Source organism: Streptomyces sp. NPDC002476 (genome assembly GCF_042889785.1).
In the GTDB taxonomy this organism is placed as follows: Bacteria; Actinomycetota; Actinomycetes; order Streptomycetales; family Streptomycetaceae; genus Streptomyces.
Map to the genome: position 1 here is coordinate 118,244 of NZ_JBIARH010000004.1, position 26,873 is coordinate 145,116.

Below are 26,873 nucleotides of genomic sequence, written 5' to 3' on the forward strand. Positions count from 1 at the left end.
AAGTCCATCGGCCCGTTCCGTACCACCGTCCTGGTCGGACAGGTCACCACACCTCGACGCCTTCTTCTCGGTCCGCCCTCTGCCCCTGTTCCCTCAAGTCGTGGTAGACAGACGGATCTCGACGCGGAAAAGAGGGAGGTGCAGGTGGCCGCGGAGCCGTCTGAACCACTCGGCGACTCGGACCTCCTCGCTCGCCATGTGGCCGGTGACCCCGACGCCTTCGGTGAGCTGGTACGCCGCCATCGGGACCGGCTGTGGGCCGTGGCGCTGCGCACCCTCGGTGACCGCGAGGAAGCGGCCGACGCCGTCCAGGACGCCCTTGTCTCCGCCTTCCGTGCCGCGCACTCCTTCCGTGGTCAGTCCGCCGTCACCACCTGGCTGCATCGCATCACCGTCAATGCCTGCCTCGACCGGGTACGCAAGGCTGCCACCCGCAAGACCTCGCCGGTCGACGACACGAAGCGGTTCGAGCGGCTCCTCGATCCACACGAGTCCGCAGAGGCACCGGCGGAACGGCAGGACCTGCACCGCGAACTCCTGGCCGCGCTCTCCACGCTCCCGACCGAGCAGCGTGCGGCGCTCGTCCTCGTGGACATGCAGGGATATCCGGTGGCCGAGGCCGCACGCATCCTCGACGTGCCCACCGGCACGGTGAAGAGTCGCTGTGCCCGCGGCAGGGCACGACTCGCTCCCCTGCTCACGCACCTGCGCGATGAAGGCGTGGGAGCGACCGAGCCCGCCCCGGAAAGGAACCGAACGCTACGTGCATCCGTCCCACCCGCATCGGGACCGAGAGACACGGGCACAAGCGATTCTGCCGCGGCGAAGGGCGGAGGTGGACAGGCATGACATCGACCGACACAAGCGGCCACCCGGATGTCGCGGAGATCTCCGACCTCACGGAGGGGCTTCTCCCGTCGGCACGCACGGACGAAGTGCGCGCGCACATGGACGAGTGCGAGCTCTGTGACGACGTCCATGCCTCGCTCATCGAGATCCGTGAACTGCTCGGCACCGTACCTGCTGCACAGCGCATGCCCGACGATGTCGCGGACCGTATCGATGCCGCACTCGCCGCCGCAGCCTTCGACACCACGGTCTCCGATCCCTCGGCACATGTTTCACGTGAAACAGGGCCAGCTGCGGCGACGAGACCCGACAGGGAGAACTCTGCCCAGGACCGCCCCGCAGGGCACCCCGGGACCGCCACCGGCCCCGGACGTCGCTCCACCCGGCACCGGCGCCGCTCGACCGTGCTCGGTGCCGCTCTCGGCGCGGCCGTCATCGGGCTGGGCATCCTCCTGCTGCAGAACGACCAGACGTCCCAGGACGCCACAGCGACCAAGTCGGCGAACCGCAGCTCCGACTCCACACGCAGTGAGACATCGACCTTCTCGGAATCCACCCTCGAAGAACGTGTGCGCATGCTTCTGCGGCACGCCGACAGGAGGCCATCGGCCCCGGACGGCGTCGACGCCGAGAAACAGCCGCCATCCGTCATGGCGGAGTCACCGCCCGGGAACGCCCCATCCGCATCTGAGGCACCTCAAACGCCCCTGCGCACGTCGGCCATCTCCATACCGGCCTGCATCCAGCAGGCCATCGGCCGTGACACCCCGGCCCTCGCCATGGAAGCGGGCACCCACGAAGGCACGGACGCCTTCCTCGTCGTCCTCCCTCACCGCTCCGAACCGACCCGCGTCCAGGCATACGTCGTCGACGCGGCCTGCACCCGGGACAAGGGCGCCACCAAGGGGAAACTGCTGCTCACCCACACCTACACACGCCCTTGAGAACGGCGTCCGACGCGGCCCCGCCACGATGGGAATGCATCCCCCGTAGGATCCGTTGGGTGGGGTGAGAGTCGTTGAACCGACCCCAGTAGGCGTGGACAGTAGGCAGTCTGCAGAGACGAGGAAGAAACCCGTGAGCGACGTCCGTAACGTGATCATCATCGGCTCCGGCCCCGCGGGCTACACGGCCGCCCTTTACACCGCACGTGCCTCGCTGAAGCCGCTGGTCTTCGAGGGCGCCGTCACCGCAGGCGGCGCGCTGATGAACACCACCGATGTGGAGAACTTCCCGGGCTTCCAGGACGGGATCATGGGCCCCGAGCTCATGGACAACATGCGCGCCCAGGCCGAGCGCTTCGGCGCGGAGCTCGTCCCCGACGACATCGTCTCCGTAGACCTCGACGGCGACATCAAGACGGTCACCGACACCGCGGGCACGGTCCACCACGCGAAGGCCGTCATCGTGGCGACCGGGTCGCAGCACCGCAAGCTCGGCCTCCCCAACGAGGACATCCTCTCCGGACGCGGTGTCTCCTGGTGCGCCACCTGTGACGGCTTCTTCTTCAAGGACCAGGACATCGCCGTGGTCGGCGGTGGAGACACCGCGATGGAGGAAGCGACCTTCCTCTCCCGCTTCGCCAAGTCGGTCACCATCGTCCACCGCCGCGACACGCTGCGCGCATCCAAGACCATGCAGGAGCGCGCCTTCGCCGACCCGAAGATCAAGTTCGCCTGGGACAGCGAGGTCGCCGAGATCCACGGCGATCAGAAGCTCTCCGGCCTCACCCTTCGGAACACCAAGACCGGCGAGACCTCGGAGATCGCGGTGACTGGCCTGTTCATCGCCGTGGGCCACGACCCGCGCACCGAACTCTTCAAGGGACAGCTCGACCTCGACGACGAGGGCTACCTCAAGGTCGACGCCCCCTCGACCCGCACCAACCTGACCGGTGTATTCGGCGCCGGTGATGTTGTCGACCACACCTACCGGCAGGCGATCACCGCCGCCGGCACGGGCTGCTCCGCCGCTCTCGACGCCGAGCGCTTCCTCGCCGTGCTCGCCGACGAGCAGAAGGCCGCAGCGGCGACCGCCTGATCCACTGCCCACACCCCACACCCCACACCCCAATGAGTTAAGGAGACCGCCGTGGCCGGCGCCCTGAAGAACGTGACCGACGACACCTTCGACGAGGTCGTCCTGAAGAGCGAGAAGCCCGTCCTGGTGGACTTCTGGGCCGCCTGGTGCGGTCCGTGCCGCCAGATCGCACCGTCTCTGGAGGCCATCGCCGCCGAGCACGGCGACCAGATCGAGATCGTCAAGCTCAACATCGACGAGAACCCCGGCACGGCCGCCAAGTACGGCGTCATGTCCATCCCGACCCTGAACGTCTACCAGGGCGGCGAGGTCGCCAAGACCATCGTCGGCGCCAAGCCGAAGGCCGCGATCCTCCGCGACCTCGAGAGCTTCATCAGCGAATAAGACAGTCGTTCGTTGTTTCACGTGAAACGGTCCGTCCCTGAGGGACGGACCGTTTCGCTTTGCTCCAGGATCCCGGATCACAACAAATGGATCACAGCGGCCGTAGAACCGGCTCCTTCTGAACGACTCCCAGCAACCTGTCCAGTGCCAGCTCGACGTCTTCCTTCCAGGACAGAGTCGCCCGGAGTTCCAGTCTCAGCCGCGGATGAACGGGATGGGGCCGCACGGTCTTGAAACCGACCGCGAGAAGGTGATCTGCGGGAAGCACACAAGCCGATCCCTTCCAACAGGCGTCCCCGAAAGCCTCGACCGCCTTGAATCCCCGACGCAGCAGATCCTTGGCGACGGTCTGCACCATCACCCGGCCCAGCCCCTGCCCCTGGTACCCGGGAGTGATCCACGCGGTCATCAGCTGCACGGCGTCGGGAGAGACCGGACTCGTCGGAAACGCCATCGATCGCGGCACATAGGCCGGCGGCGCGTAGAGGACGAAGCCCACCGGCGCATCGTCGACATAGACAACACGGCCGCACGATCCCCACTCCAACAGAACGGCGGAGATCCATGCCTCCTTCTCCAGCTCTGGCGTTCCCGCCTTCACCGCAGCATCCCCACTGACCGGATCAAGCTCCCAGAAGACGCATGTGCGGCAGCGCTTGGGTAGATCGGAGAGGTTGTCCAGTGTGAGCGGTACGAGCCGTCGCCCCATGAAGGCTGTTCCTCGCTTCCTTCGCCTGCCGCATCGCGTACGACCGTGAGTGCGCCGCGCACGTGGAACGGGAGCAGAAGCAGACCACCGGCGAGTCTTCCGACAGCGCCCGAGTTCAGCCCCCACCGTCACTGATAGGCCGCGACTCGCCAGTCGCGGCCCCGCTCCGCCGAGGCGGCTCAAGCCGGATGGGCCGTACCAGAACGCATCGTATCCACCCCGGCATCAAGCCGACACCGTGAGAAAGCAAAGGGCGAGCCGAGTTCCGGTGCCTTCCGGAGCACAGCCCGCCCTCTTCTTCTCCCCGGTCGAATCAGGCCTCGTCGCCCTCGGCGCTCTCCTCGGCCTCCCGGTCCAGCACCCGACCCTCGCCCGGTGCCAGGCTGCCGAGGATGCGGTCGAGATCCTCCATGGACGCGAACTCGACGACGATCTTCCCCTTCTTTTGCCCGAGATCGACCTTCACCCTGGTCTCGAAGCGATCCGAGAGACGGGAGGCGAGCTCGGACAGCGCCGGCGACACCCGGCCACCGGCCCGCAGCCCCTTGGACTTGGCGGAAGCCGCGGATGTGGAGCCCATCAACGTCACGATCTCTTCGACCGCACGCACCGACAGGCCTTCGGCCACGATGCGATGCGCCAGCTTGTCCTGCTCCTCCGAGTCGTCCACGGAGAGCAGCGCTCGCGCGTGTCCGGCCGACAGCACACCGGCCGCGACCCTCCGTTGAACCTGCGGCGAAAGCCTCAGCAGGCGCAAGGTGTTGGAGACCTGCGGGCGGGAGCGTCCGATCCGGTCGGCCAGCTGGTCATGCGTGCACTTGAAGTCCTTGAGCAGCTGGTCGTACGCCGCCGCCTCCTCCAAGGGGTTCAGCTGAGCCCGGTGGAGGTTCTCCAGGAGAGCGTCCAGCAGAAGCTTCTCGTCCTCCGTGGCCCGGACGATGGCGGGGATCCGCTCCAGTCCCGCCTCCCGGCACGCCCTCCAGCGCCGCTCCCCCATGATGAGCTCATAGCGGTCCGGCCCCGCCTTCCGGACGACGACGGGCTGGAGAAGGCCCACTTCCTTGATGGACGTCACCAGCTCGGCAAGCGCGTCCTCGTCGAACACCTCACGGGGCTGACGCGGATTGGGCGTAATGGCGCCGAGCGGAATCTCGGCAAAGTACGCCCCCGCGACACTCACCGCTTCCACGGCCGTCCCGGATTCCGAAACCGGCGCACTGGGCTCCGGCACAACCGGCGCGGACGTCAGAGAGGCCACCTTCGCGGCGGCCACCCCACGTCCCGGCGCCACAACAGGGCCCGCACCGGCAGAGGCCACTCCCGGCACCTGCTTCTCCTGCGGAGCGGCGGGGATCAGGGCACCCAGCCCACGCCCCAACCCTCTACGACGCTCACTCACTGAATCCCCTCCGAATTGCTCTGCTGGCTGTTCCCGCTGCCCGTGTGGGCATGCCGGGCCTCGTACTGCACCCCAACACCTCGCAGGGCGATCTCACGCGCCGCTTCGAGGTAAGACAGCGACCCACTCGAACCCGGGTCATAGGTCAGCACGGTCTGCCCGTAACTCGGTGCCTCCGAAATGCGCACCGACCGGGGGATGTTGGTGCGCAGCACCTCCTTGCCGAAGTGGGTCCGCACCTCCTCCGCGACCTGCGACGCGAGCCTGGTCCTGCCGTCGTACATGGTGAGCAGGATCGTCGACACATGAAGCTCAGGATTGAGATGTCCACGCACCAGATCCACGTTGCGCAACAGCTGGCCGAGCCCTTCCAGTGCGTAGTACTCGCACTGGATGGGGATCAGCACCTCCGCACCGGCGACCAGGGCGTTGACCGTCAGCAGACCGAGCGAGGGCGGGCAGTCGATCAGGATGTAGTCCAACGGCTGTTCGTATGCCTGGATCGCTCGCTGGAGCCGACTCTCCCGCGCCACCAGCGACACCAGTTCGATCTCCGCACCGGCAAGATCGATGGTGGCGGGAGCGCAGAAGAGGCCCTCGACGTCCCGAACGGGCTGAACCACCTCTGAAAGGGGCCTGCTCTCCACCAAGACGTCATAGATGGAGGGAACTTCGGCGTGGTGATCAATCCCCAGGGCCGTAGAGGCGTTCCCTTGTGGATCGAGGTCGATCACCAGAACGCGTGCGCCGTGAAGCGCGAGGGAAGCAGCGAGGTTGACCGTCGTGGTCGTCTTACCCACGCCGCCCTTCTGGTTGGCCACCACCATGATGCGTGTCCGGTCGGGGCGGGGCAGGCCCTCGCCGGCGCGGCCGATGGCCTCGACCGCCAGCTGTGCCGCACGACCGATGGGTGTGTCGTCCATCGGCGGCGGTGTTTCACGTGAAACACCCTCCCCCGCCGATTCGGTTCTGGGACCGGGGACCGGGTCGGTCATCGGTCCCGCGATGTTGGCGTCGGACCGCAAGGATTCACTCTCCTCGACTTCAGGCTCGCAATGAACAGAGCCTGCCATGCTTTCCGGGTCGTGAACCAGCGAGGCCCGCTCTTCTGTGGACGAATCCGCTTCTGTGGACAACTCCGTAGCCCTAACGGGCCTGCGATGCCGCGGTGCGGCAGCGGCGCGACCGCGACTGATGATCCCCTGCAGCAGAGAGCGACGTTTCACGTGAAACACGATGCCCCTGCAGCGTAGCTACAGGGGCACGACACTCCGCATCACGTGCGTACGGCAACATGCCGGGCCGCCCCTCCAAGCTGCCCCACTCCGAGCAGCCGGCGCTTCCGCAGCACGTCCGAAGGTGTCAGCGACGACGCCTCGTACGGCTCGTCCTCGCGGCCTTGGCCCTTTTCGCAGCGAACCTCACACCGCCCGGGCTCTCCCCGACCACCACCCGCACGACCGTGGACATGGGATCGACGATGCCCTCACCAACGTGCAGCACCTCGGTCTCCACCACACCCAGCTTGCTCAGCGCGGCACGCGCTCCACTGAGCTCCTCCTCGGCGGTGTCGCCCTTGAGCGCCAGCATCTCTCCGTACGGGCGCAGGAGCGGAACGCCCCAGCTGGCCAGTCGATCGAGCGGTGCCACGGCGCGAGCCGTCACCACGTGGACCGGCTGGACCTTTCCCAGAACTTCCTCGGCCCGGCCGCGCACCACCGTCACATGACCCAGTCCCAGCAGTTCGACGACTTCCTGGAGGAAGTTGGTGCGTCGCAGCAGGGGCTCCAGCAGAGTGATCTTCAGGTCGGGGCGTACCAGTGCCAGCGGAATCCCCGGGAGGCCCGCACCGGAGCCCACATCGCAGACCGTGACGCCTTCGGGCACGACCTCGGAGAGCACCGCGCAGTTCAGCAGATGCCGCTCCCACAGCCGGGGAACCTCGCGCGGGCCGATCAGTCCCCGCGTCACCCCGGCGTCCGCCAGCAGTTCCGCGTACCGGACAGCCTCCGGGAAGAAGTCACCGAATACCGCCTGCGCGCCCTCGGGCGCTTGGGGAAGCTCTACTTCCGCCGTCACGGAAACCGTCCTTCCATACCACTCGACCGCGCTGCGGCCGGCTGACTATCAGGCTGACAAAGATCGGCCCCGTCTGCGAACAGACGGGGCCGACAGAACAAGGGTCCGGTCAGGCCGGGAGAACGACGACGAAGCGCTGCGGCTCCTCGCCCTCGGACTCGCTGCGCAGACCGGCGGCCGCGACCGCGTCGTGCACGACCTTGCGCTCGAACGGCGTCATCGGGTCCAGCTTCACCGGCTGACCGGTGCTCTTGACCTCGTCCGCGGCCTTGGCGCCCAGTTCGGCGAGCTGGGCGCGCTTCTTGGCCCGGAAGCCGGCGATGTCCAGCATCAGACGGCTCCGGTCACCGGTTTCCCGGTGCACGGCGAGCCGCGTCAGCTCCTGGAGCGCCTCCAGCACCTCACCGTCGCGGCCCACGAGCTTCTGCAGATCACGTGCCGAGTCGCTGATGATCGAGACCGCGGCCCGGTCCGCCTCGACGTCCATGTCGATGTCGCCGTCGAGATCGGCGATGTCGAGCAGGCCCTCGAGGTAGTCCGCCGCGATCTCGCCCTCCTGCTCGAGGCGGGTCAAGGTGTCGCTGCCCTCAGCGGCCGTGGAGGTGGTGCCTTCCGTCACGGATGGACTCCTTCTTACTTCTTGGACGGGTGCTTGGGCCGCTGCGGGCCCTTGCGCTGTCCGGACTTGGCTTGGCGTGAGGAGCCGGACGCGGCCTCGCCCGCCGGCTTGGACGTGTCGTCCTGCGAGGTGTCCGACTTCTGCTGGGAAGCCTTGGCCCGCGCGGGAGTGCTGCCAGCAGCCTTGGCTCCCGCCTGGGGGGCCGTACCGGCACCGGTCTGGCGCTGGGCCTTGGTCTGGCGCTTGGGCTGCTGGCGCCGCTGCGCGGCGCCGCCCTCGGCCTCGGCGAGAGCCGTGTCGCTCTTGATCACCGTGCCGTCCTCCTGGGCGGCGTAGCCCTGCTTCGCCAGGCCGGTGATGAACTTCCGCTCGATGTCATTGCGGTCCGGGCCCTTGGCCACGATGCGCTTGATCATGTTCCGCCGGGTCCTGCCACGGACCTGGCCGTGGGTGCTGATGCTCTTCAGCAGCCGTCCCAGGTACTGTTCCTGCGCCTTGCTGCCCGGCGTCGGGTTCTGGTTGATCACGTACATCTGCTGGCCCATGGTCCAGACGTTGGTGGTCAGCCAGTACACGAGGACACCGACGGGGAAGTTGACGCCCATGACGGCGAACATCACCGGGAAGATGTACATCAGCATCTTCTGCTGCTGCATGAACGGCGTCTTGACCGTCAGGTCGACGTTCTTCGTCATCAGCTGGCGCTGGGTGAAGAACTGGGACGCCGACATCAGCACGATCATGACCGCGGTGACGACCCGGACGTCGGTCAGGGAGGCGCCGAGGGCCTGGGCCTTCTCCTCGCTGTCCATGAACTTGACGGCGAGTGGTGCCCCGAAGATGTGCGCCTGACGGGCGCTGTCGAGCAGCGGCTGGTCGATGACACCGATCGTCGTGCCCGAGGCGATGGACGAGAGCACGTGGTACAGGGCGAAGAAGAACGGCGACTGCGCAAGGATGGGAAGGCACGAGGAGAGCGGGTTGGTGCCCGTCTCCTTGTACAGCTTCATCATCTCTTCGGACTGACGCTGTTTGTCGTTCTTGTAGCGCTCCTGGATCGCCTTCATCTTCGGCTGGAGCACCTGCATGTTCCGGGTCGACTTGATCTGCTTCACGAAGAGCGGGATCAGACAGATCCGGATCAGTACCACCAGGGACACGATGGACAGGCCCCAGGCCCAGCCGGTGTTGTCGCCGAAGATCGCTCCGTACAACTTGTGGAACTGAACGATGACCCATGAGACGGGCCAGGTGATAAAGCTGAACAGACTGGCAATCGTGTCCACTAATCAGGCTCCTTGAGCATTGGGCGAAGTCTCTGCGGCCGGGCGCGAAGGTTCGGAAACCGACCCTCCGGGAGGCACATCAGCGGCGGAGTCCCCGCCCTTGTCACCGCGCATGGCGTTGCGCAGCAGTTCGTGCCAACGCGGACGTTTGCGTGGCGGCACATGGTCCACGCCACCGGGCGACCACGGATTGCACCGCAGGATGCGCCAAGCCGTCAGCGCGGTTCCCTTGATCGCTCCGTGCCGGTCGATCGCCGTATATCCATAGTGGGAACACGACGGGTAGTAACGGCAGACAGGCCCGAGAAGCGGGCTGATCGTCCACTGATAGAGCTTGATGAGAGCCAGCAGCGGGTACTTCATCGCGCGCCCCTTCCCAGCAGCCGCTGGAGTGCGGCGTCCAGGTCTCGGGCCAGTTGTTCGTGCTCGGCGTCGCCCGCTCCGGGCAGCGCTCGTACGACAACCAGGCTACCGGGGGGCAGCAGGGCCAGCCGTTCGCGGACCAGATGGCGAAGCCTGCGCTTCACTGCCGTGCGCACGACCGCTCCGCCCACGGCTTTGCTGACAACGAAACCCGCACGTGGCGGGGGAGCATCTCCCCCAGTCACGTGCGGGTCCGTGGCACCGCTGCGTAGATGAACGACGAGGAGCGGGCGGCCGGCCCGGCGTCCTCGGCGTACTGCGGTCGCGAAGTCCTCGCGCCGCCTCAGCCGATTCTCGGTAGGCAGCACGTCATGACCTGTAAGCGATCAGGCGGACAGGTTGGCGCGACCCTTGGCACGGCGGGACGCGAGAATCGCGCGGCCGGCACGGGTGCGCATCCGCAGCCGGAAGCCGTGGGTCTTCGCGCGACGACGATTGTTCGGCTGGAAGGTGCGCTTGCTCACTCGGGGGCTCCAGAAATGACTCGGGTTTTGGCGGGACGTCGTCTGGCTGTCACCGTGCGCCCACGAGAGACTCGCGTAAACGCTCAAGTGCACCGCTTCACGATCACAGATCGTGATCTTTGCCCATCGGAGGCAGGCGGCAGCAGCCATCGACAACTCGACCTGGTCACGGTACGCGCGGCTACGCCATCTGGTCAAACCAGCTCCGCGACACCCCCCCACTGTGCACAGGCTGTGGACAACAACTTGAACGACCCGGGTCGCCCTGACTACCGTGGCCGAACCCCGGTTCTTTTTCTTCCTGCCTGCCGGTCCTCACCTATACCGACCCACCCCGTCCCGAGAACCACACATTCGTGGGACCAGCGAGAGAGCGTGCTTTGTGGCTGACGTACCTGCCGATCTTGCCGCAGTGTGGCCACGCGTGCTGGAACAGCTCCTCGGGGAGGGCCAGCAGGGCATCGAGCCGAAGGACAAGCAGTGGATCGAACGCTGCCAGCCGCTCGCGCTGGTCGCCGACACTGCGCTGCTCGCCGTCCCCAACGAATGGGGCAAGCGCGTGCTGGAGGGCCGGCTGGCGCCGCTGATCAGCGAGACGCTGAGCCGCGAGTGCGGCCGCCCGATCCGTATCGCGATCACCGTCGACGACTCCGCGGGGGAACCCGCGAGCCCGCCCGCGCCTCCGATGCACCAGCCGCCGCGCTATCCGGGCCCCCCGCACGACGACCGTCAGCACGGTGACGCGTACGACGGGTACGGGCACCGGCCCTCGGGCGACGACATGCCGACCGCCCGGCCCGCCTATCCCGACTACCAGCAGCAGCGCCGCGACCCCGGTGCGTGGCCGCGCACCCAGGAGGACCTCTCCTGGCAGCAGCCCCGGCTCGGTGCCTTCCAGGAGCGCGACACCACCGCGGACCAGTGGCGCGAGCCGTACCCCGGCGGGCACCGGCAGCACGACTATCGGCCCCAGCCGCCCGAGCGCCAGGGCTACGAGCAGCAGCGGCCCGAGCGCCACGAGCTGCCCGATGCCCAGGCCCCGCACCGACCCTCCGTCCCCGGTACCGGACGGCCCGGCGGCGGCGTGCCCGGGCCGATGGGAACCCAGCCCGCCGCCGCCTCCGGCCCCGGGGAACCGGCGGCGCGGCTGAATCCGAAGTACCTCTTCGACACCTTCGTGATCGGCGCGTCCAACCGGTTCGCACACGCCGCGGCGGTCGCGGTCGCCGAGGCCCCCGCCAAGGCGTACAACCCGCTCTTCATCTACGGGGAGTCCGGGCTCGGGAAGACGCACCTGCTGCACGCCATCGGGCACTACGCCCGCAGCCTCTACCCGGGCACCCGGGTGCGGTACGTGAGCTCCGAGGAGTTCACCAACGAGTTCATCAACTCGATCCGCGACGGCAAGGGCGACACTTTCCGCAAGCGGTACCGCGACGTGGACATCCTGCTGGTCGACGACATCCAGTTCCTGGCGAGCAAGGAGTCGACGCAGGAGGAGTTCTTCCACACCTTCAACACGCTCCACAACGCCAACAAGCAGATCGTGCTGTCCTCGGACCGGCCGCCCAAGCAGCTGGTGACCCTGGAGGACCGGTTGCGCAACCGCTTCGAGTGGGGGCTGACCACCGATGTGCAGCCGCCGGAGCTGGAGACGCGGATCGCCATCCTCCGCAAGAAGGCGGTCCAGGAGCAGCTCAACGCCCCGCCGGAGGTCCTGGAATTCATCGCCTCCCGCATCTCCCGGAACATCAGGGAGCTGGAGGGCGCGCTGATCCGGGTCACGGCGTTCGCCAGCCTCAACCGCCAGCCGGTGGACCTGGGGCTGACCGAGCACGTGCTGAAGGATCTGATCCCGGGTGGCGAGGACACGGCACCGGAGATCACGGCGACGGCCATCATGGCCTCGACCGCGGACTACTTCGGCCTGACGGTGGACGATCTCTGCGGAACCTCGCGCAGCCGTGTGCTGGTGACGGCCCGCCAGATCGCCATGTACCTGTGCCGTGAGCTGACCGATCTCTCGTTGCCCAAGATCGGGGCGCAGTTCGGTGGCCGCGACCACACGACGGTGATGCACGCGGACCGGAAGATCCGCGCGCTGATGGCGGAGCGACGGTCCATCTACAACCAGGTCACCGAGCTCACGAACCGCATCAAGAACGGCTGACCGGCCGGCCGGCCACGTCACTGGGCCCGGTACCCGTGCCTCTGCTGCCCTGCGCCCACTGCCCGTGCCGCCGCCCGGCCGGGCACCGCCGGGGCCCTGCTTGCCGGGGCCGGACCGTGCCACCTGGAACACGCCGTACGCACCGCAGGGGCGCCTGCGGCGGACCCCGGCGAGGGTTCCGCCGTGGGCGCCCCTGTACGTCGGCACTTGTGCGCGGTCGCGGTGCGCTCACGGCCTCCGCACGTCGCTCCGGGCCTCTCCGCCGCCCCGCGCCGACGCCCGAACGCCCGCCCCGAAGCCCGGCCGAGGCATCGTCGGCTCCCTGCGAAGCCTCTTCAAGGCCGGTTCGCGGCCCTTCCGGGCCCCCTCCCCCGGCCCCGACGCGTTCGCAGTGTTCGAATACCTGCCGCCCCGGGCCTGTTCTCCACAGATCTGGGGAGATTTTCCCCTCCACAGCCTGGGGATCCAGAAGTTGTCCATACTGCTTCCACAGCAGTGGCTTCCGATGCCCCATCAGCCCAGGTCACAGGCCTGGGGATTTGTGGCAAACAGTGATCCACAGCCTGTGGAAAAAATCTGTGCCCACAGGACGCAGCTGCTGTTGTCCACTGAGACCCCACAGCTACGAACCTGTTGTCCCCAGCCAACCCTGGCTTCTCCACACCCCTGTCCACTGTTCGGCAACGCGACACCGCTTCTCACTGCGCCGAGTGAAAGGCGTCACACCAAGAGGGGCGGTTGGGCTGTGGGGAACGCGGGTAAAACTGGGGACGGCTCTGGGGAGAAACCCCCCTGCCCTGTGTATCCGTTGTGCAGAACTTTCGCGTGTCCACAGAAGTGCCGGGTTCTCCACCGCGGTGCCCACAGGGGCAGTGGACAAAAAATCGGCCTTGACCTGCGGCAACGACGTTATCCACGGTTTCCACAAGCCCTACTACTACTCCCACATAGAGTTAGCTCGGAATCCGTTTCGAAGCAGGGGCTGTGCACAACTCGGGGCCGACGCTCGCCGGACGCCTCGCCCCGACTTGACCCCGAGCAGCACCGAGTGTCGGTGCCGTACGTCAGACTGGTCTCCGGCGTCATCCCGTCGTCATGGACGGGGGGCCCGATCAGATGTCGAAGGCCGGCAGGGCGAGCGAGCAACAGCAGGAGGCGGTTCCGGTGAAGATCCGGGTGGAGCGCGATGTACTCGCGGAGGCGGTGGCCTGGGTGGCCCGCAGCCTCCCGGCCCGTCCGCCGGCGCCCGTTCTCGCGGGCCTTCTGCTGAAGGCGGAGGACGGCGCCCTCAGCTTCTCCAGCTTCGACTACGAGGTCTCGGCCCGGGTCTCGGTGGACGCCGAGGTGGAGGAGGACGGCACGGTCCTGGTCTCCGGCCGCCTGCTCGCCGACATCTGCCGTGCCCTTCCCAACCGCCCGGTGGAGATCTCCACAGACGGTGTACGGGCGACTGTGGTCTGCGGCTCCTCGCGGTTCACACTGCACACCCTTCCTGTGGAGGAGTACCCGGCGCTTCCGGAGATGCCGACGGCGACCGGGACCGTTCCCGGTGAGGTCTTCGCCTCGGCCGTCGCCCAGGTGGCCATCGCCGCGGGCCGTGACGACACGCTGCCGGTCCTGACCGGTGTGCGCATCGAGATCGAGGGCGAGACGGTCACCCTGGCCTCCACCGACCGGTACCGCTTCGCGGTCCGTGAGTTCCTGTGGAAGCCGGAGAACCCGGACGCCTCGGCCGTCGCGCTGGTGCCCGCCAAGACGCTGCTGGACACCGCCAAGGCGCTGACCAGTGGCGACACGGTGACGCTGGCGCTGTCGGGCTCGGGTGCCGGTGAGGGGCTGATCGGTTTCGAGGGCGCGGGCCGGCGCACCACCACACGGCTGCTCGAAGGCGACCTGCCGAAGTACCGCACGCTGTTCCCGACCGAGTTCAACTCGGTCGCGGTGATCGAGACCGCCCCGTTCGTCGAGGCCGTCAAGCGCGTCGCCCTCGTCGCAGAGCGGAACACCCCGGTGCGGCTCAGCTTCGAGCAGGGCGTGCTGATCCTGGAGGCCGGTTCGAGCGACGACGCACAGGCTGTGGAGCGGGTGGACGCGGTGCTGGAGGGCGACGACATCTCGATCGCCTTCAACCCGACCTTCCTGCTGGACGGTCTGAGCGCGATCGACTCCCCCGTCGCCCAGCTGTCCTTCACGACGTCGACCAAGCCCGCGCTGCTGAGCGGCCGTCCGGCTGTCGACGCCGAGGCCGACGAAGCGTACAAGTACCTGATCATGCCGGTGCGTCTCTCCGGCTGACCGGCCTCTTCGTGGCCCGCTCTCCCGACGGTCCTGCCGGGGGCCGGGGCACCGACCACGGCGTGCGTGCCCCCGCGGCACGCACGCCGGTCCGTCCCCTCACGGGCGTAGGCTCGGTCCCGGGTACGAATCGGCACAACGCTTAAGGAATCTCTGATGGAGCTCGGTCTCGTCGGCCTCGGCAAGATGGGCGGCAACATGCGCGAGCGCATCCGCCGCGCAGGCCACACCGTCATCGGCTACGACCGCAATCCGGACCTCTCGGACGTCGCCGGCCTGGAAGAGCTCGTGGGCAAGTTGAAGGGCCCGCGGGTCGTCTGGGTGATGGTGCCGGCCGGCGCCCCGACCCAGGCCACGATCGACGAGCTGGCCGGGCTCCTGTCCCCCGGCGACGTCGTCGTGGACGGCGGGAACTCCCGCTGGACGGACGACGAGAAGCACGCGGTCGAGCTGGGCATCAAGGGCATCGGCTTCGTGGACTGCGGGGTCTCCGGAGGTGTCTGGGGCCTGGAGAACGGCTACGCGCTGATGTACGGCGGCGACGCCGAGAACGTGGCGAAGGTCCAGCCGGTCTTCGACGCGCTGAAGCCCGCGGGGGACTTCGGTTCCGTCCACGCCGGCAAGGTCGGCGCGGGCCACTTCGCGAAGATGGTCCACAACGGCATCGAGTACGCCATGATGCAGGCGTACGCCGAGGGCTGGGAGCTGCTGGAGAAGGTCGACTCCGTCACCGACGTGCGCGAGGTCTTCCGTTCCTGGCAGGAGGGCACGGTCATCCGTTCCTGGCTGCTGGACCTGGCGGTGAACGCGCTGAACGAGGACGAGCACCTCGACGGGCTCCGCGGTTACGCCGCCGACTCCGGCGAGGGACGCTGGACGGTGGAGGCCGCGATCGACAACGCGGTCCCGCTGCCCGCGATCACCGCGTCGCTCTTCGCGCGGTTCGCCTCGCGGCAGGAGGACTCCCCGCAGATGAAGATGATCGCCGCGCTGCGCAACCAGTTCGGTGGCCACGCGGTCGAGACCAAGAAGTAGCCGCGACGGGGTACGGAAAAGGGGTCGCCCCCGGCCCGTACCCCTGAGCACGGAGTACGGAGCAGTAAGCCGGGAAGGTCGGCGCACACCCATGCATGTCACGCATCTCTCGCTGGCCGACTTCCGCTCGTACGCCCGGGTCGAGGTACCTCTCGATCCGGGCGTCACCGCGTTCGTGGGGGCCAATGGCCAGGGCAAGACGAACCTGGTGGAGGCCGTCGGCTATCTGGCGACGCTCGGCAGCCACCGGGTCTCCTCGGACGCGCCGCTGGTGCGGATGGGCGCGGACCGGGCGGTGGTCCGGGCCGCCGTCACCCAGGGCGAGCGTTCCCAGCTGATCGAGCTGGAGCTCAACCCGGGCAAGGCCAACCGGGCCAGGATCAACCGATCCTCGCAGGTCAGGCCGAGGGACGTGCTGGGGATCGTGCGTACGGTGCTGTTCGCGCCGGAGGACCTGGCGCTGGTCAAGGGCGACCCCGGTGAGCGCCGGCGTTTCCTCGACGAGCTGATCACGGCGCGTTCGCCGAGGATGGCGGGGGTGCGGGCCGACTACGAGCGGGTGCTCAAGCAGCGCAACACCCTGTTGAAGTCGGCGGCGATGGCGCGCCGGCACGGCGGCCGGTCGATGGACCTGTCCACCCTCGACGTGTGGGACCAGCATCTGGGCCGGGTGGGCGCGGAGCTGCTGGCGCGGCGGCTGGACCTGATCGCCACGCTGCAGCCGCTGGCCGACAAGGCGTACGGGGACGTGGCGCCGGGCGGTGGTCCGGTGACGCTGGAGTACCGGAGCTCGGTCGGTACGGACGTGGGGTCGGCGGGGACGCGCGAGGAGCTGTACGAGCGGTTGATCGCGGCCCTGGAGCAGGCCCGCAAGCAGGAGATCGAGCGGGGTGTGACGCTGGTCGGCCCGCACCGCGACGATCTGCTGCTGGGGCTGCGCGGGATGCCGGCCAAGGGGTACGCGAGTCACGGCGAGTCCTGGTCGTACGCGCTGGCGTTGCGGCTGGCCTCGTACGAGCTGCTGCGCGGCGAGGGCAACGAGCCGGTGCTGGTGCTGGACGACGTCTTCGCCGAGCTGGACGCCCGCCGGCGGGAGCGGCTGGCGGAGCTGGTCGCGCCGGGCGAGCAGGTGCTGGTGACGGCCGCGGTGGACGACGACGTCCCCGGTGTGCTGTCGGGGGCGCGGTACGCGGTGTCCGCGGGCGAGGTGGAGCGGCTGTGACCGGCCGGGGCGAGGCTGCCGGGGCCTCCGGGACGACCGGGGAGGGGCTGCGTCCGGCGGGGCCGGAGCTGCCGGAGCCGTCGGGCGTCGACCTGGCCCGGGTGGCGCTGCGCGCGGCGAAGGAGCAGGCGCGGGCGCGCGGTGCCGCCGTGCAGCAGCGCAAGCAGGCGCGGCGGGGCGGAGGGCTGCGTTCCGGGGCGCGGGCCGACGGGCGTGATCCACTGCCGCTGGGCGCCGCGATCAACCGTCTGATCACCGAGCGGGGCTGGGAGACGCCCGCCGCGGTGGGCGGGGTGATGGGGCGCTGGCCGCAGATCGTGGGCGAGGACCTGGCCAAGCACTGCGTGCCGCTGCGGTACGACGAGGACCCGGACGAGCGGGTGCTGACGGTTCAGTGCGACTCGACGGCGTGGGCGACGCAGCTGCGGCTGCTGGCGCCCCAGCTGGTGGCCCGGCTGAACGCGGACCTGGGGCAGGGCACGGTGCGGATGATCAAGGTGCTGGGGCCGGGGGGCCCGCAGCGCCGGTTCGGCCCGCTGCGGGCCCCGGGGAGCAGGGGCCCCGGCGACACCTACGGCTGACATGTATGTCCACGGTCGATGTGCCCGGCCCGGGCCCCGGTCGTTCCGAGGGCTCCGGCCCGTTCCGAGGCGGCCCCGGGCGGGGCGAGCGCCGGAGCGGGCCGTGGAGCTGCGGGATCCGGTTCGTGGCCGTGCCGGATCCGGGCCGCTGACCTGCGGGTTTCCGGTCCGGCACGGTGAGGGAATCCATTCCGTGGCCGCTCGGCGCGCCGTCCGTCGCGCCCGTGCCGTGCGGCTGTGCGGCGGTCGAAACCACGAGGTGGAAGTGGGGCGTCCCTCACGGTAGCGGGTGGTTGACAGCCCGAAGCGCACAATGCCCGTGTGAGCCCCCTGGGGGCCCTTCCCGAATATGGGGAGTCGTCAGCCGCTCGTTGAGGGCGGCACATGCGTACTCAGGTACCGGCAAACCCCCATGAGTGTCAGCGCTACCGGTAGACTGATGGACAATCCCGCATTTCGCGGGAGTCGTCGATTACAAGCCGAACGACGCAGCCGCTCCGGACTGTCCGGAGGATGGCCTGTGCTGTGCCAGAAAGGGCGCTTCGTGGCCGATTCCGGCAACCCCAACGAGAACATTCCGTCCGCATCCGGTGAGAACGGCGGGGGCGGCGCTCCCACCGGGGCCGCTGCCCTCGCCGAGGCCGTGGCCACCGTCGGGGCGCCCGCCTCCGGCGAGGCCGCGGCCTCGTACGACGCCAGCGCGATCACCGTCCTGGAGGGCCTGGACGCGGTCCGCAAGCGACCTGGCATGTACATCGGCTCGACCGGTGAACGCGGCCTCCACCACCTCGTGCAGGAGGTCGTCGACAACTCGGTCGACGAGGCGATGGCCGGACACGCGGACACGATCGACGTCACGATCCTGGCCGACGGCGGCGTCCGCGTGGTCGACAACGGCCGCGGCATCCCGGTCGGCATCGTGCCGTCGGAGAACAAACCGGCGGTCGAGGTCGTGCTGACGGTCCTGCACGCGGGCGGCAAGTTCGGCGGCGGCGGCTACGCGGTCTCCGGTGGTTTGCACGGTGTCGGCGTCTCCGTGGTGAACGCGCTGTCGACGCGCCTGTCCGTGGATGTCAGGACGGACGGTTACCGCTGGACCCAGGACTACAAGTTCGGCGCGCCCACGGCCCCGCTGGCCCGCAACGAGGCCACCGACGAGACTGGTACATCGGTCACCTTCTGGGCCGACGGGGACATCTTCGAGACCACCGAGTACTCCTTCGAGACGCTGTCGCGCCGCTTCCAGGAGATGGCGTTCCTCAACAAGGGCCTGACGATCCGGCTCACCGACGAGCGCGAGTCGGCGAAGGCGACGGCGGGCGCGGACGTCGCGGAGGTGGCCGATGTCGCCGAGGAGGAGCAGGCCCGTACGGTCACGTACCACTACGAGGGCGGCATCGTCGACTTCGTGAAGTACCTCAACTCCCGCAAGGGCGACGTCATCCACCAGTCGGTGATCGACATCGAGGCCGAGGACAAGGAGCGCATGCTCTCGGCCGAGATCGCGATGCAGTGGAACACGCAGTACACCGAGGGCGTGTACTCCTTCGCGAACACGATCCACACGCACGAGGGCGGTACGCACGAGGAGGGCTTCCGCGCGGCGCTGACCACGCTGGTCAACAAGTACGCGCGCGACAAGAAGCTGCTCCGCGACAAGGACGACAACCTCACGGGCGACGACATCCGCGAGGGTCTGACGGCGATCATCTCGGTGAAGCTCGGCGAGCCGCAGTTCGAGGGCCAGACGAAGACCAAGCTGGGCAACACGGAGGCGAAGACCTTCGTCCAGAAGGTCGTCCACGAGCACCTCACCGACTGGTTCGACCGCAACCCGAACGAGGCCGCCGACATCGTCCGCAAGGGCATCGCGGCCGCCACCGCCCGGGTCGCCGCCCGCAAGGCGCGCGACCTGACCCGGCGCAAGGGGCTGCTGGAGAGCGCCTCCCTGCCGGGCAAGCTGAGCGACTGCCAGTCCAACGACCCGACGAAGTGCGAGATCTTCATCGTCGAGGGTGACTCCGCCGGTGGTTCGGCGAAGTCCGGCCGCAACCCGATGTACCAGGCGATCCTGCCGATCCGCGGCAAGATCCTGAACGTCGAGAAGGCCCGCGTCGACAAGATCCTGCAGAACACCGAGGTCCAGGCGCTGATCTCGGCCTTCGGCACCGGGGTGCACGAGGACTTCGACATCGAGAAGCTCCGCTATCACAAGATCATTCTGATGGCGGACGCCGACGTCGACGGCCAGCACATCAACACCTTGCTGCTGACGTTCCTCTTCCGGTTCATGCGTCCGCTGGTCGAGGCCGGGCACGTGTTCCTCTCCCGCCCGCCGCTCTACAAGATCAAGTGGGGCCGGGACGACTTCGAGTACGCGTACTCGGACCGGGAGCGCGACGCCCTGGTGGAGCTGGGCAAGCAGAACGGGAAGCGGATCAAGGAGGACTCGATCCAGCGCTTCAAGGGTCTCGGCGAGATGAACGCCGAGGAACTGCGCGTCACCACGATGGACATCGACCACCGGGTCCTCGGCCAGGTCACGCTGGACGACGCGGCGCAGGCCGACGACCTCTTCTCGGTTCTCATGGGCGAGGACGTCGAGGCGCGGCGCTCGTTCATCCAGCGCAACGCCAAGGACGTCCGCTTCCTCGACATCTGAGTCGGCCGCACCAGCCAGCCGCCGCTCGAAAGGACTTTGACCAGCAATGGCCGACGAGAACACCCCTGTGACACCCGAAGAGGAGCCCGCCGTCGCCGGTGTGGGCATGCGTGTCGAGCCCGTGGGGCTCGAGACGGAGATGCAGCGCTCCTACCTCGACTACGCGATGTCCGTGATCGTCTCGCGTGCGCTGCCGGACGTGCGGGACGGTCTCAAGCCCGTCCACCGCCGGGTGCTGTACGCGATGTACGACGGCGGCTACCGGCCCGAGAAGGGCTTCTACAAGTGCGCCCGTGTCGTCGGTGACGTCATGGGTACGTACCACCCGCACGGCGACTCGTCGATCTACGACGCGCTGGTGCGCCTGGCGCAGCCGTGGTCGATGCGGATGCCGCTGGTGGACTCCAACGGCAACTTCGGTTCCCCGGGCAACGACCCGGCCGCCGCCATGCGGTACACCGAGTGCAAGATGATGCCGCTGTCCATGGAGATGGTCCGGGACATCGACGAGGAGACCGTCGATTTCCAGGACAACTACGACGGCCGCAACCAGGAGCCGACGGTCCTGCCGGCCCGTTTCCCGAACCTGCTGGTGAACGGCTCCGCGGGTATCGCGGTCGGCATGGCGACCAACATCCCGCCGCACAACCTGCGCGAGGTCGCGGACGGCGCGCAGTGGTACCTGGAGCACCCGGAGGCCTCGCAGGAGGAACTCCTGGACGCCCTGATCGAGCGGATCAAGGGCCCGGACTTCCCGACCGGTGCGCTCGTGGTGGGACGCAAGGGCATCGAAGAGGCGTACCGCACCGGCCGCGGCTCGATCACGATGCGCGCGGTCGTCGAGGTCGAGGAGATCCAGAACCGCCAGTGCCTGGTGGTCACGGAACTCCCGTACCAGACCAACCCCGACAACCTGGCGCAGAAGATCGCCGACCTGGTGAAGGACGGAAAGATCGGCGGGATCGCGGACGTCCGCGACGAGACCTCCTCGCGCACCGGTCAGCGGCTCGTCGTCGTGCTGAAGCGGGACGCGGTCGCCAAGGTCGTGCTGAACAACCTGTACAAGCACACCGATCTGCAGACCAACTTCGGTGCCAACATGCTGGCGCTGGTCGACGGCGTGCCGCGCACGCTCTCGGTCGACGCGTTCATCCGCCACTGGGTGACGCACCAGATCGAGGTCATCGTCCGGCGCACGCGGTTCCGGTTGCGCAAGGCGGAGGAGCGGGCGCACATTTTGCGCGGTCTGCTCAAGGCCCTGGACGCGATCGACGAGGTCATCGCGCTCATCCGCAGCAGCCAGACGGTCGAGGTGGCGCGCGACGGCCTGATGGGCCTGCTGGAGATCGACGAGATCCAGGCGAACGCGATCCTGGAGATGCAACTGCGCCGGCTGGCCGCCCTGGAGCACCAGAAGATCACCGCCGAGCACGACGAACTCCAGGCGAAGATCAACGAGTACAACGCGATCCTGGTGTCGCCCGAGCGGCAGCGGAAGATCGTCAGCGAGGAACTGGCGGCGATCGTCGAGAAGTTCGGCGACGACCGGCGTTCCAAGCTGGTGCCCTTCGAGGGCGACATGTCCATCGAGGACCTGATCGCCGAGGAGGACATCGTCGTCACGATCACGCGCGGCGGCTATGTGAAGCGCACGAAGACGGACGACTACCGCTCGCAGAAGCGCGGCGGCAAGGGCGTGCGCGGCACGAAGCTCAAGGAGGACGACATCGTCGACCACTTCTTCGTGTCGACGACGCACCACTGGCTGCTGTTCTTCACCAACAAGGGCCGGGTGTACCGCGCGAAGGCGTACGAACTCCCGGACGCCGGGCGGGACGCGCGCGGTCAGCACGTCGCCAACCTGCTGGCCTTCCAGCCGGACGAGCGGATTGCCCAGATCCTGGCGATCCGTGACTACGAGGCCGCGCCGTACCTGATCCTGGCCACGAAGGGCGGTCTGGTGAAGAAGACCGCGCTGAAGGACTACGACTCCCCGCGTTCCGGTGGTGTCATCGCGATCAATCTCCGCGAGACGGGCGAGGGTGCCGAAGGCGCCGCCGACGAGCTGATCGGCGCGGAGCTGGTGTCGGCCGAGGACGATCTGCTGCTCATCAGCAAGAAGGCGCAGTCGATCCGGTTCACGGCGACGGACGAGGCGCTGCGCCCGATGGGCCGTGCCACCTCGGGTGTCAAGGGCATGAGCTTCCGCGAGGGCGATGAACTTCTCTCGATGAATGTTGTCCGTCCGGGCACGTTCGTGTTCACTGCCACCGACGGCGGTTACGCGAAGCGGACCGCCGTCGACGAGTACCGGGTTCAGGGTCGTGGCGGCCTCGGCATCAAGGCTGCGAAGATCGTGGAGGACCGTGGTTCGCTGGTCGGCGCGCTGGTGGTGGAGGAATCGGACGAGATCCTCGCCATCACCCTGGGCGGCGGCGTGATTCGTACACGAGTCAATGAAGTCAGGGAGACGGGCCGTGACACCATGGGCGTCCAACTGATCAATCTGGGCAAGCGCGATGCCGTCGTCGGTATCGCACGCAACGCCGAAGCCGGCCAGGAGGCCGAAGAGGTCGAGGGGTCCGAGGAGGGCACCGGGGCCGCGACGGCGGAGTCTGCCGAGAGCACGGTTGAGAGCACGGCCGTGACCACGGCCGAGGGCAACGCCGAGGACACGTCGTCCCCGGCAGGGGAGCACGAGGAGTAGAGCGTGAGTGGAGCCACGGGCGCCGGTTCGGCCGCTTCCGGAGCTGGAGCGAACGGTGCCCGTGGCCCCGCCACGGACTCCCAAGGGGGCACTGTGACGGACACCCTGGGGCCTCAGCCCCAGTACGAGGGCTACGCGAACGGGCCGTTGCCCGGCGAGCGCGAGCCCGCACCGGGGCAGGCGAGCGGGCCGTACCACCCGCCGCAGGCGTACTCCTCGCCCGCGGGCGGGACCCGGGGCGGCGACCGGCCGGACGGAACGCAGGGCGGCGGCGCCGCGCAGGCGGCCCGGATGCCGCGGACGGGGGCGCGGACGACTCCGCGTACCCGCAAGGCCCGTCTGCGGGTGGCGAAGGCCGACCCGTGGTCGGTGATGAAGGTGAGCTTCCTGCTCTCGATCGCGCTCGGCATCTGCACGGTGGTGGCGGCCGCGGTGCTGTGGATGGTGATGGACGCGATGGGCGTCTTCTCCGCCGTGGGCGACACGATCAGCGAGGCCACCGGCTCGAACGAGAACAACGGCTTCGACCTCCAGTCGTTCCTGTCGCTGCCGCGGGTCCTCCTCTTCACCTCGGTCATCGCGTTGATCGATGTGGTGCTGGCGACCGCGCTTGCCACGCTCGGCTCGTTCATCTACAACCTGTCGGCGGGCTTCGTGGGCGGTATCGAGCTCACGTTGGCCGAGGACGAGTAGTGAGCGGGGTATCGATTTTGGGACTGGCCCCGACGTGCGCTAATCTTCAGAAGTCAGCGCGCAGCGCGGAGGGGCTATAGCTCAGTTGGTTAGAGCGCATCCCTGATAAGGATGAGGCCACAGGTTCAAATCCTGTTAGCCCCACAGTGAAAGTCGAAGGCCCGGTTCCTCTTCGGAGGGAGCGGGCCTTCGGCGTGTGGTCGGACCGGTGTGTGAGTGGCGGGACGTGCGCCGGCGCCGGACGGATCGACACCGCTCGGCGCGGGGCGGACGGACGCGGGGCGGATGACAAGAGGAGGATCGGCGCGGGAAGAACCGACGAGGAGCGGATCGGCGCGGTGGTCGACTCCGTCGGCCGGGTCGGCATCGGGCGGTGGGCCGTGCTCGACGGGTGCGCGGCGGCGGTCGACGGGTGGGGCGGCAAGCCGGGGGCGGGGGCCGGAGTGCGTGAAGAAGCCCCCGCCCGGTGCGAACCGGTCTCGGGGGCTCGTGCGATCGGCCGGTGCCGCTCTCAGGGCGGCAGGAGGGACGCGTCCCCCGCCGGGGCCCGGAGGGCGGTGCGGGCGGGGCTCATGGTCGCCGCGGTGTACGCGGTGTCCGGGGACAGACGTCTCGCGGCGGGCGAGGAGCCGTGTGCCTCTGCCTGGATGCGCTGCTTCATCGTCGGTGGCAGCGACCTGTCCCGCGGAAGAGTCCATCGGACGGACGGGGCGGTCGCGGTTGCCGCGGTCGCACCCGCGTGCTCCTGGTTCGTGGCGGTCGGCTCCGCGGCGCTCTGCTGCGTGGCCGCCGCAGGGGTGTTCATGAGTCCCAGGGCGGCGAGGAGCGCGAAGAAGGCGGTGACGAAGGCGGTCCAGATACTCTTGGGCGTGAAGGTGCTCATGGCCCCTCGCTTTCGGGATGTCTGTTCTGCTTACCTTTCCGATGATGTGGACGTGGGTCGTGATTTTGTGGACCGACGCTGCGAATCCGTCGATCTTCAGATGAACACCACTCGTCTGGTGCAACCGGCCTCGACGGGCTTCTGCGGGGCGTTCGGCGCGGCCCCGGCTCCCGGGTCGCACCGGTCCCCGGGATGCGCCGAGGGGTGGCCTCCGGGGCTTCGCCGGAGCGATTCGCCGGGTGGTCGCCGGCCCCGGGGGGCCCGAGTGATCGCTTTACCCGCGGCGCCAGTTGGGTCGCGGGCAGGTCACCGATCGATATCGGCCGGTGTGTATAGTCGGGCGGCAGAAGTCCCCTACGTCAAGGAAAGACGAGGTCGCGCGGTGAAGAAGCTTCTCCTGGTCGCACTGGCCGCCATCGGCGGGCTCCTCGTGTACCGCCAGATCCAGGCGGATCGCGCCGAGCAGGATCTGTGGACGGAGGCGACTGACTCCGTGCCCGCAGGTTCGGGTGTGTGAGACAGACAGTCTGATTGCGGGCCCCGGTCGCTGAGCGGCCGGGGCTTCGTGCTGTTGCGGCGCCGGAACATCCGTGCCTCCGGGGGCGTCCGCGCGAATCCGTCGGCGTGAAAGCCGGGGGAGTGAGGGCGGCCGGGATCTGGATGACAGGGGCGCGTACGGCGCCGACGCGGTCGGTGGGCGTACGGATGGCGACAACGCAGACAAGGCTGACAACGCATACAACGCTGACAAGGCGGGCAATCGGATCGACGTCGGAGACAGCGGCGGTGCGGGCGGGGCAGGATGGACCGGGATCGCGACCGCTGCCGGGGCGGGTGCCGTGGCGGTGATCGCGTGGCCCGTGTCCGTACGCCCCGGCGCCGCGGGCGGGCCGCACGGACGACGAGGGGGAAGCGCGTGATGAGGCAGCGCAGCAGGGGCCGGGCGGCGCTTGCCGCAGTCGCGGCGATGTGCGCGGCGGCGGCGCTGCCGGCGCAGGCGTACGCGGCCGGGGCGGACACCGCGTACACCTTCGACTCCGGGGCGAAGAAGATCAGCGGCGCGGAGGTCAGTATCGAGGCGTCCCCGCTCGCGGCCGGGTCGGTCTACCGGAGCTCGATCAAGGACGGCGAGAAGCTCTACTACCGCCTCGACCTCGACGCGAGGACGAACGCGTACGTCTCCGTCGTGGCCGTGCCCAAGGGCGGTGGCCAGGTCGCCTACGGGGACGGTTTCACGGTCAGCGTCCGCGACAGCACGGACCGGCAGTGCAGCTACGAGACCGCCCGGTTCAAGTCGGCGGAGTTCCCGCGCCCGATCGCCGCATACGCCTACCGGACCGTCGACAAGGACAGCAGCGCCTGCCAGGAGGCCGGGACGTACAGCGTCCTGATCGAGCGGGAGAGCAAGGACACCTCGTCACCCGACACCTGGGACCTGGAGCTGCGCTACGCGTCGGAGCCGCAGGTGAAGACGGGCGGTTCGATGCCGACCGAGGCGCCGGAGAGCTGGCCGTCGGAGACGCCCGCGCCGCCCACCACCACCCCGCAGAAGCGCTCCGGCGGTACCAGCTACTCCGACGCGACCGGTCTGGAGACCGGCGAGTGGCACGACGACCTCGCGCCGGGACAGACCCGCTTCTACCGGGTACCGGTCGACTGGGGGCAGCGGCTCTTCGCCACCGTCGACCTGGGCAACAACAACGCCTCCACCGAGTTCGTCGGCAGCGCGCTCACGCTGTCCCTGGACAACCCGGCCCACGGCCACGTCGACGACGCGACGCCGCTGTCGTACTCCGGGAAGTCCACGTCGGTGTCCCTGGACCCGCTGCCTCCGGTGGCGTACGAGAACCGCTACTCCTCCACCGGCAGAGTCGGCGCCATGCGGTTCGCCGGGTGGTACTACCTGTCGGTCGCGCTCAGCCCCAAGGTGGCGGAGGCGTACGGCGACAAGGCGATTCCGCTCAGCCTCAAGGTCATGGTGAAGGGGAACGCGGGCAAGTCGCCTTACGCGGGGGACGCCGGGATCTTCTCGGTCACCGGCAGCGACAAGGACATGGCGAGGAGCGGGAAGAAGGCCTCCGAGGCGGCCCGGAGCAGCACCATGAGGACCATCGGCGTGGCCGGGATCGGCGCGGGTGTCGTGCTGGTGCTCGGGCTGGGGGTGTGGACGCTGCTGGCCCGGCGCCGTGCCGCCACGGCCCCGGCCCCCGCCGGACCGGTGCCGGGCGGAGCCGTGCCCGGGGCGCCGGGCGGACCGGCGGGCGACGGCCGGTCGCCGTACGGAGGGCCGCCGCCGCGGGGCTGGTAGTCGCCGCGCGCGGCGACGCCGGGCAACCGTCGCGTACGGGAGGGGCTCCTGGGCAGGGGACGGGG

Annotated in this window: 24 protein-coding genes and 1 tRNA gene; 15 read left to right on the forward strand and 10 right to left on the reverse strand. The window is 68.7% G+C overall.

The window, feature by feature from the left end:
* Positions 1 to 144: 144 nt before the first annotated feature.
* From sigM to trxA, 4 genes are all read left to right on the forward strand, one after another.
* Positions 145 to 849, forward strand: coding sequence for an RNA polymerase sigma factor SigM (gene sigM, locus ACFYXM_RS06310; protein ID WP_389287368.1), 705 nt, complete (start codon positions 145 to 147; stop codon positions 847 to 849).
* Positions 846 to 1,793 carry a hypothetical protein gene (locus tag ACFYXM_RS06315; RefSeq protein WP_389287370.1) on the forward strand — a complete coding sequence of 316 codons (948 nt, stop codon included), beginning with the start codon at positions 846 to 848 and terminating at the stop codon, positions 1,791 to 1,793. The genes sigM and ACFYXM_RS06315 overlap by 4 nt, the downstream gene beginning before the upstream one ends.
* Before the next feature lie 133 nt (positions 1,794 to 1,926).
* Entirely contained in the window at positions 1,927 to 2,889 is a 963-nt protein-coding gene (trxB, locus tag ACFYXM_RS06320; protein ID WP_389287372.1) for a thioredoxin-disulfide reductase, read from the forward strand.
* Between the two features lie 51 nt (positions 2,890 to 2,940).
* Positions 2,941 to 3,273, forward strand: coding sequence for a thioredoxin (gene trxA, locus ACFYXM_RS06325; RefSeq protein ID WP_389287374.1), 333 nt, complete (start codon positions 2,941 to 2,943; stop codon positions 3,271 to 3,273).
* Positions 3,274 to 3,364: 91 nt separating this feature from the next.
* On the opposite strand, the gene ACFYXM_RS06330 is transcribed toward trxA, so the two are convergent.
* The 9 genes from ACFYXM_RS06330 to rpmH all read right to left on the reverse strand — a co-directional run bounded on the left by ACFYXM_RS06330 (position 3,365) and on the right by rpmH (position 10,252).
* Positions 3,365 to 3,982, reverse strand: coding sequence for a GNAT family N-acetyltransferase (locus tag ACFYXM_RS06330; RefSeq protein ID WP_389287376.1), 618 nt, complete (start codon positions 3,980 to 3,982; stop codon positions 3,365 to 3,367).
* A 313-nt stretch (positions 3,983 to 4,295) separates the two neighbouring features.
* On the reverse strand, positions 4,296 to 5,381 hold the full coding sequence (locus ACFYXM_RS06335) for a ParB/RepB/Spo0J family partition protein (protein ID WP_389287378.1): 1,086 nt from the start codon (positions 5,379 to 5,381) through the stop codon (positions 4,296 to 4,298).
* Entirely contained in the window at positions 5,378 to 6,454 is a 1,077-nt protein-coding gene (locus tag ACFYXM_RS06340; protein WP_389287702.1) for a ParA family protein, read from the reverse strand. The genes ACFYXM_RS06335 and ACFYXM_RS06340 overlap by 4 nt, the downstream gene beginning before the upstream one ends.
* Positions 6,455 to 6,743: 289 nt before the next feature.
* Positions 6,744 to 7,460, reverse strand: a complete 717-nt coding sequence (rsmG, locus tag ACFYXM_RS06345; protein ID WP_389287380.1) for a 16S rRNA (guanine(527)-N(7))-methyltransferase RsmG — start codon at positions 7,458 to 7,460, stop codon at positions 6,744 to 6,746.
* Positions 7,461 to 7,569: 109 nt separating this feature from the next.
* On the reverse strand, positions 7,570 to 8,079 hold the full coding sequence (locus tag ACFYXM_RS06350; RefSeq protein WP_362030879.1) for a R3H domain-containing nucleic acid-binding protein: 510 nt from the start codon (positions 8,077 to 8,079) through the stop codon (positions 7,570 to 7,572).
* Positions 8,080 to 8,093: 14 nt separating this feature from the next.
* Positions 8,094 to 9,365 carry a membrane protein insertase YidC gene (gene yidC, locus ACFYXM_RS06355; protein ID WP_389287383.1) on the reverse strand — a complete coding sequence of 424 codons (1,272 nt, stop codon included), beginning with the start codon at positions 9,363 to 9,365 and terminating at the stop codon, positions 8,094 to 8,096.
* Positions 9,366 to 9,368: 3 nt separating this feature from the next.
* Complete coding sequence (yidD, locus tag ACFYXM_RS06360; protein ID WP_389287384.1) at positions 9,369 to 9,728, reverse strand: membrane protein insertion efficiency factor YidD; 360 nt, start codon at positions 9,726 to 9,728, stop codon at positions 9,369 to 9,371.
* Entirely contained in the window at positions 9,725 to 10,096 is a 372-nt protein-coding gene (gene rnpA, locus ACFYXM_RS06365; RefSeq protein ID WP_389287386.1) for a ribonuclease P protein component, read from the reverse strand. Before rnpA ends, yidD begins: the two co-directional genes overlap by 4 nt.
* A gap of 18 nt (positions 10,097 to 10,114) precedes the next feature.
* Complete coding sequence (gene rpmH / locus ACFYXM_RS06370) at positions 10,115 to 10,252, reverse strand: 50S ribosomal protein L34 (protein WP_073790753.1); 138 nt, start codon at positions 10,250 to 10,252, stop codon at positions 10,115 to 10,117.
* A 382-nt stretch (positions 10,253 to 10,634) separates the two neighbouring features.
* On the opposite strand from rpmH, the gene dnaA reads away from it, so the two are divergent.
* From dnaA to ACFYXM_RS06415, 9 genes are all read left to right on the forward strand, one after another.
* Entirely contained in the window at positions 10,635 to 12,422 is a 1,788-nt protein-coding gene (gene dnaA / locus ACFYXM_RS06375; RefSeq protein ID WP_389287389.1) for a chromosomal replication initiator protein DnaA, read from the forward strand.
* 1,164 nt (positions 12,423 to 13,586) lie between these two features.
* Entirely contained in the window at positions 13,587 to 14,717 is a 1,131-nt protein-coding gene (gene dnaN, locus ACFYXM_RS06380; RefSeq protein WP_073790880.1) for a DNA polymerase III subunit beta, read from the forward strand.
* A 156-nt stretch (positions 14,718 to 14,873) separates the two neighbouring features.
* Positions 14,874 to 15,752: a phosphogluconate dehydrogenase (NAD(+)-dependent, decarboxylating) gene (gene gnd, locus ACFYXM_RS06385; protein WP_389287391.1), complete on the forward strand. Its 879-nt coding sequence runs from the start codon at positions 14,874 to 14,876 to the stop codon at positions 15,750 to 15,752.
* Between the two features lie 91 nt (positions 15,753 to 15,843).
* On the forward strand, positions 15,844 to 16,974 hold the full coding sequence (gene recF / locus ACFYXM_RS06390; protein WP_389287393.1) for a DNA replication/repair protein RecF: 1,131 nt from the start codon (positions 15,844 to 15,846) through the stop codon (positions 16,972 to 16,974).
* The gene (locus ACFYXM_RS06395) at positions 16,971 to 17,555 is read left to right on the forward strand and encodes a DUF721 domain-containing protein (protein WP_389287395.1); all 585 of its coding nucleotides are present in this window, start codon (positions 16,971 to 16,973) and stop codon (positions 17,553 to 17,555) included. Before recF ends, ACFYXM_RS06395 begins: the two co-directional genes overlap by 4 nt.
* A 520-nt stretch (positions 17,556 to 18,075) precedes the next feature.
* Complete coding sequence (gyrB, locus tag ACFYXM_RS06400; RefSeq protein ID WP_389287397.1) at positions 18,076 to 20,217, forward strand: DNA topoisomerase (ATP-hydrolyzing) subunit B; 2,142 nt, start codon at positions 18,076 to 18,078, stop codon at positions 20,215 to 20,217.
* Between the two features lie 46 nt (positions 20,218 to 20,263).
* Positions 20,264 to 22,924, forward strand: coding sequence for a DNA gyrase subunit A (gene gyrA / locus ACFYXM_RS06405; protein WP_389287399.1), 2,661 nt, complete (start codon positions 20,264 to 20,266; stop codon positions 22,922 to 22,924).
* A gap of 93 nt (positions 22,925 to 23,017) precedes the next feature.
* Positions 23,018 to 23,617, forward strand: a complete 600-nt coding sequence (locus tag ACFYXM_RS06410) for a DUF3566 domain-containing protein (protein ID WP_389287401.1) — start codon at positions 23,018 to 23,020, stop codon at positions 23,615 to 23,617.
* Positions 23,618 to 23,687: 70 nt separating this feature from the next.
* Positions 23,688 to 23,761: transfer RNA gene (locus ACFYXM_RS06415), tRNA-Ile, on the forward strand.
* 367 nt (positions 23,762 to 24,128) lie between these two features.
* Here ACFYXM_RS06415 and ACFYXM_RS06420 read toward each other — a convergent pair.
* Positions 24,129 to 24,500, reverse strand: a complete 372-nt coding sequence (locus ACFYXM_RS06420) for a DUF6344 domain-containing protein (RefSeq protein WP_389287403.1) — start codon at positions 24,498 to 24,500, stop codon at positions 24,129 to 24,131.
* 382 nt (positions 24,501 to 24,882) lie between these two features.
* Here ACFYXM_RS06420 and ACFYXM_RS06425 point away from each other — a divergent pair, with 382 nt between their 5' ends.
* Together ACFYXM_RS06425 and ACFYXM_RS06430 are read left to right on the forward strand one after the other, a co-directional pair.
* Positions 24,883 to 25,017 carry a DLW-39 family protein gene (locus ACFYXM_RS06425; RefSeq protein WP_003958712.1) on the forward strand — a complete coding sequence of 45 codons (135 nt, stop codon included), beginning with the start codon at positions 24,883 to 24,885 and terminating at the stop codon, positions 25,015 to 25,017.
* A 399-nt stretch (positions 25,018 to 25,416) separates the two neighbouring features.
* Complete coding sequence (locus tag ACFYXM_RS06430) at positions 25,417 to 26,808, forward strand: hypothetical protein (protein ID WP_389287405.1); 1,392 nt, start codon at positions 25,417 to 25,419, stop codon at positions 26,806 to 26,808.
* Positions 26,809 to 26,873: the final 65 nt, after the last annotated feature.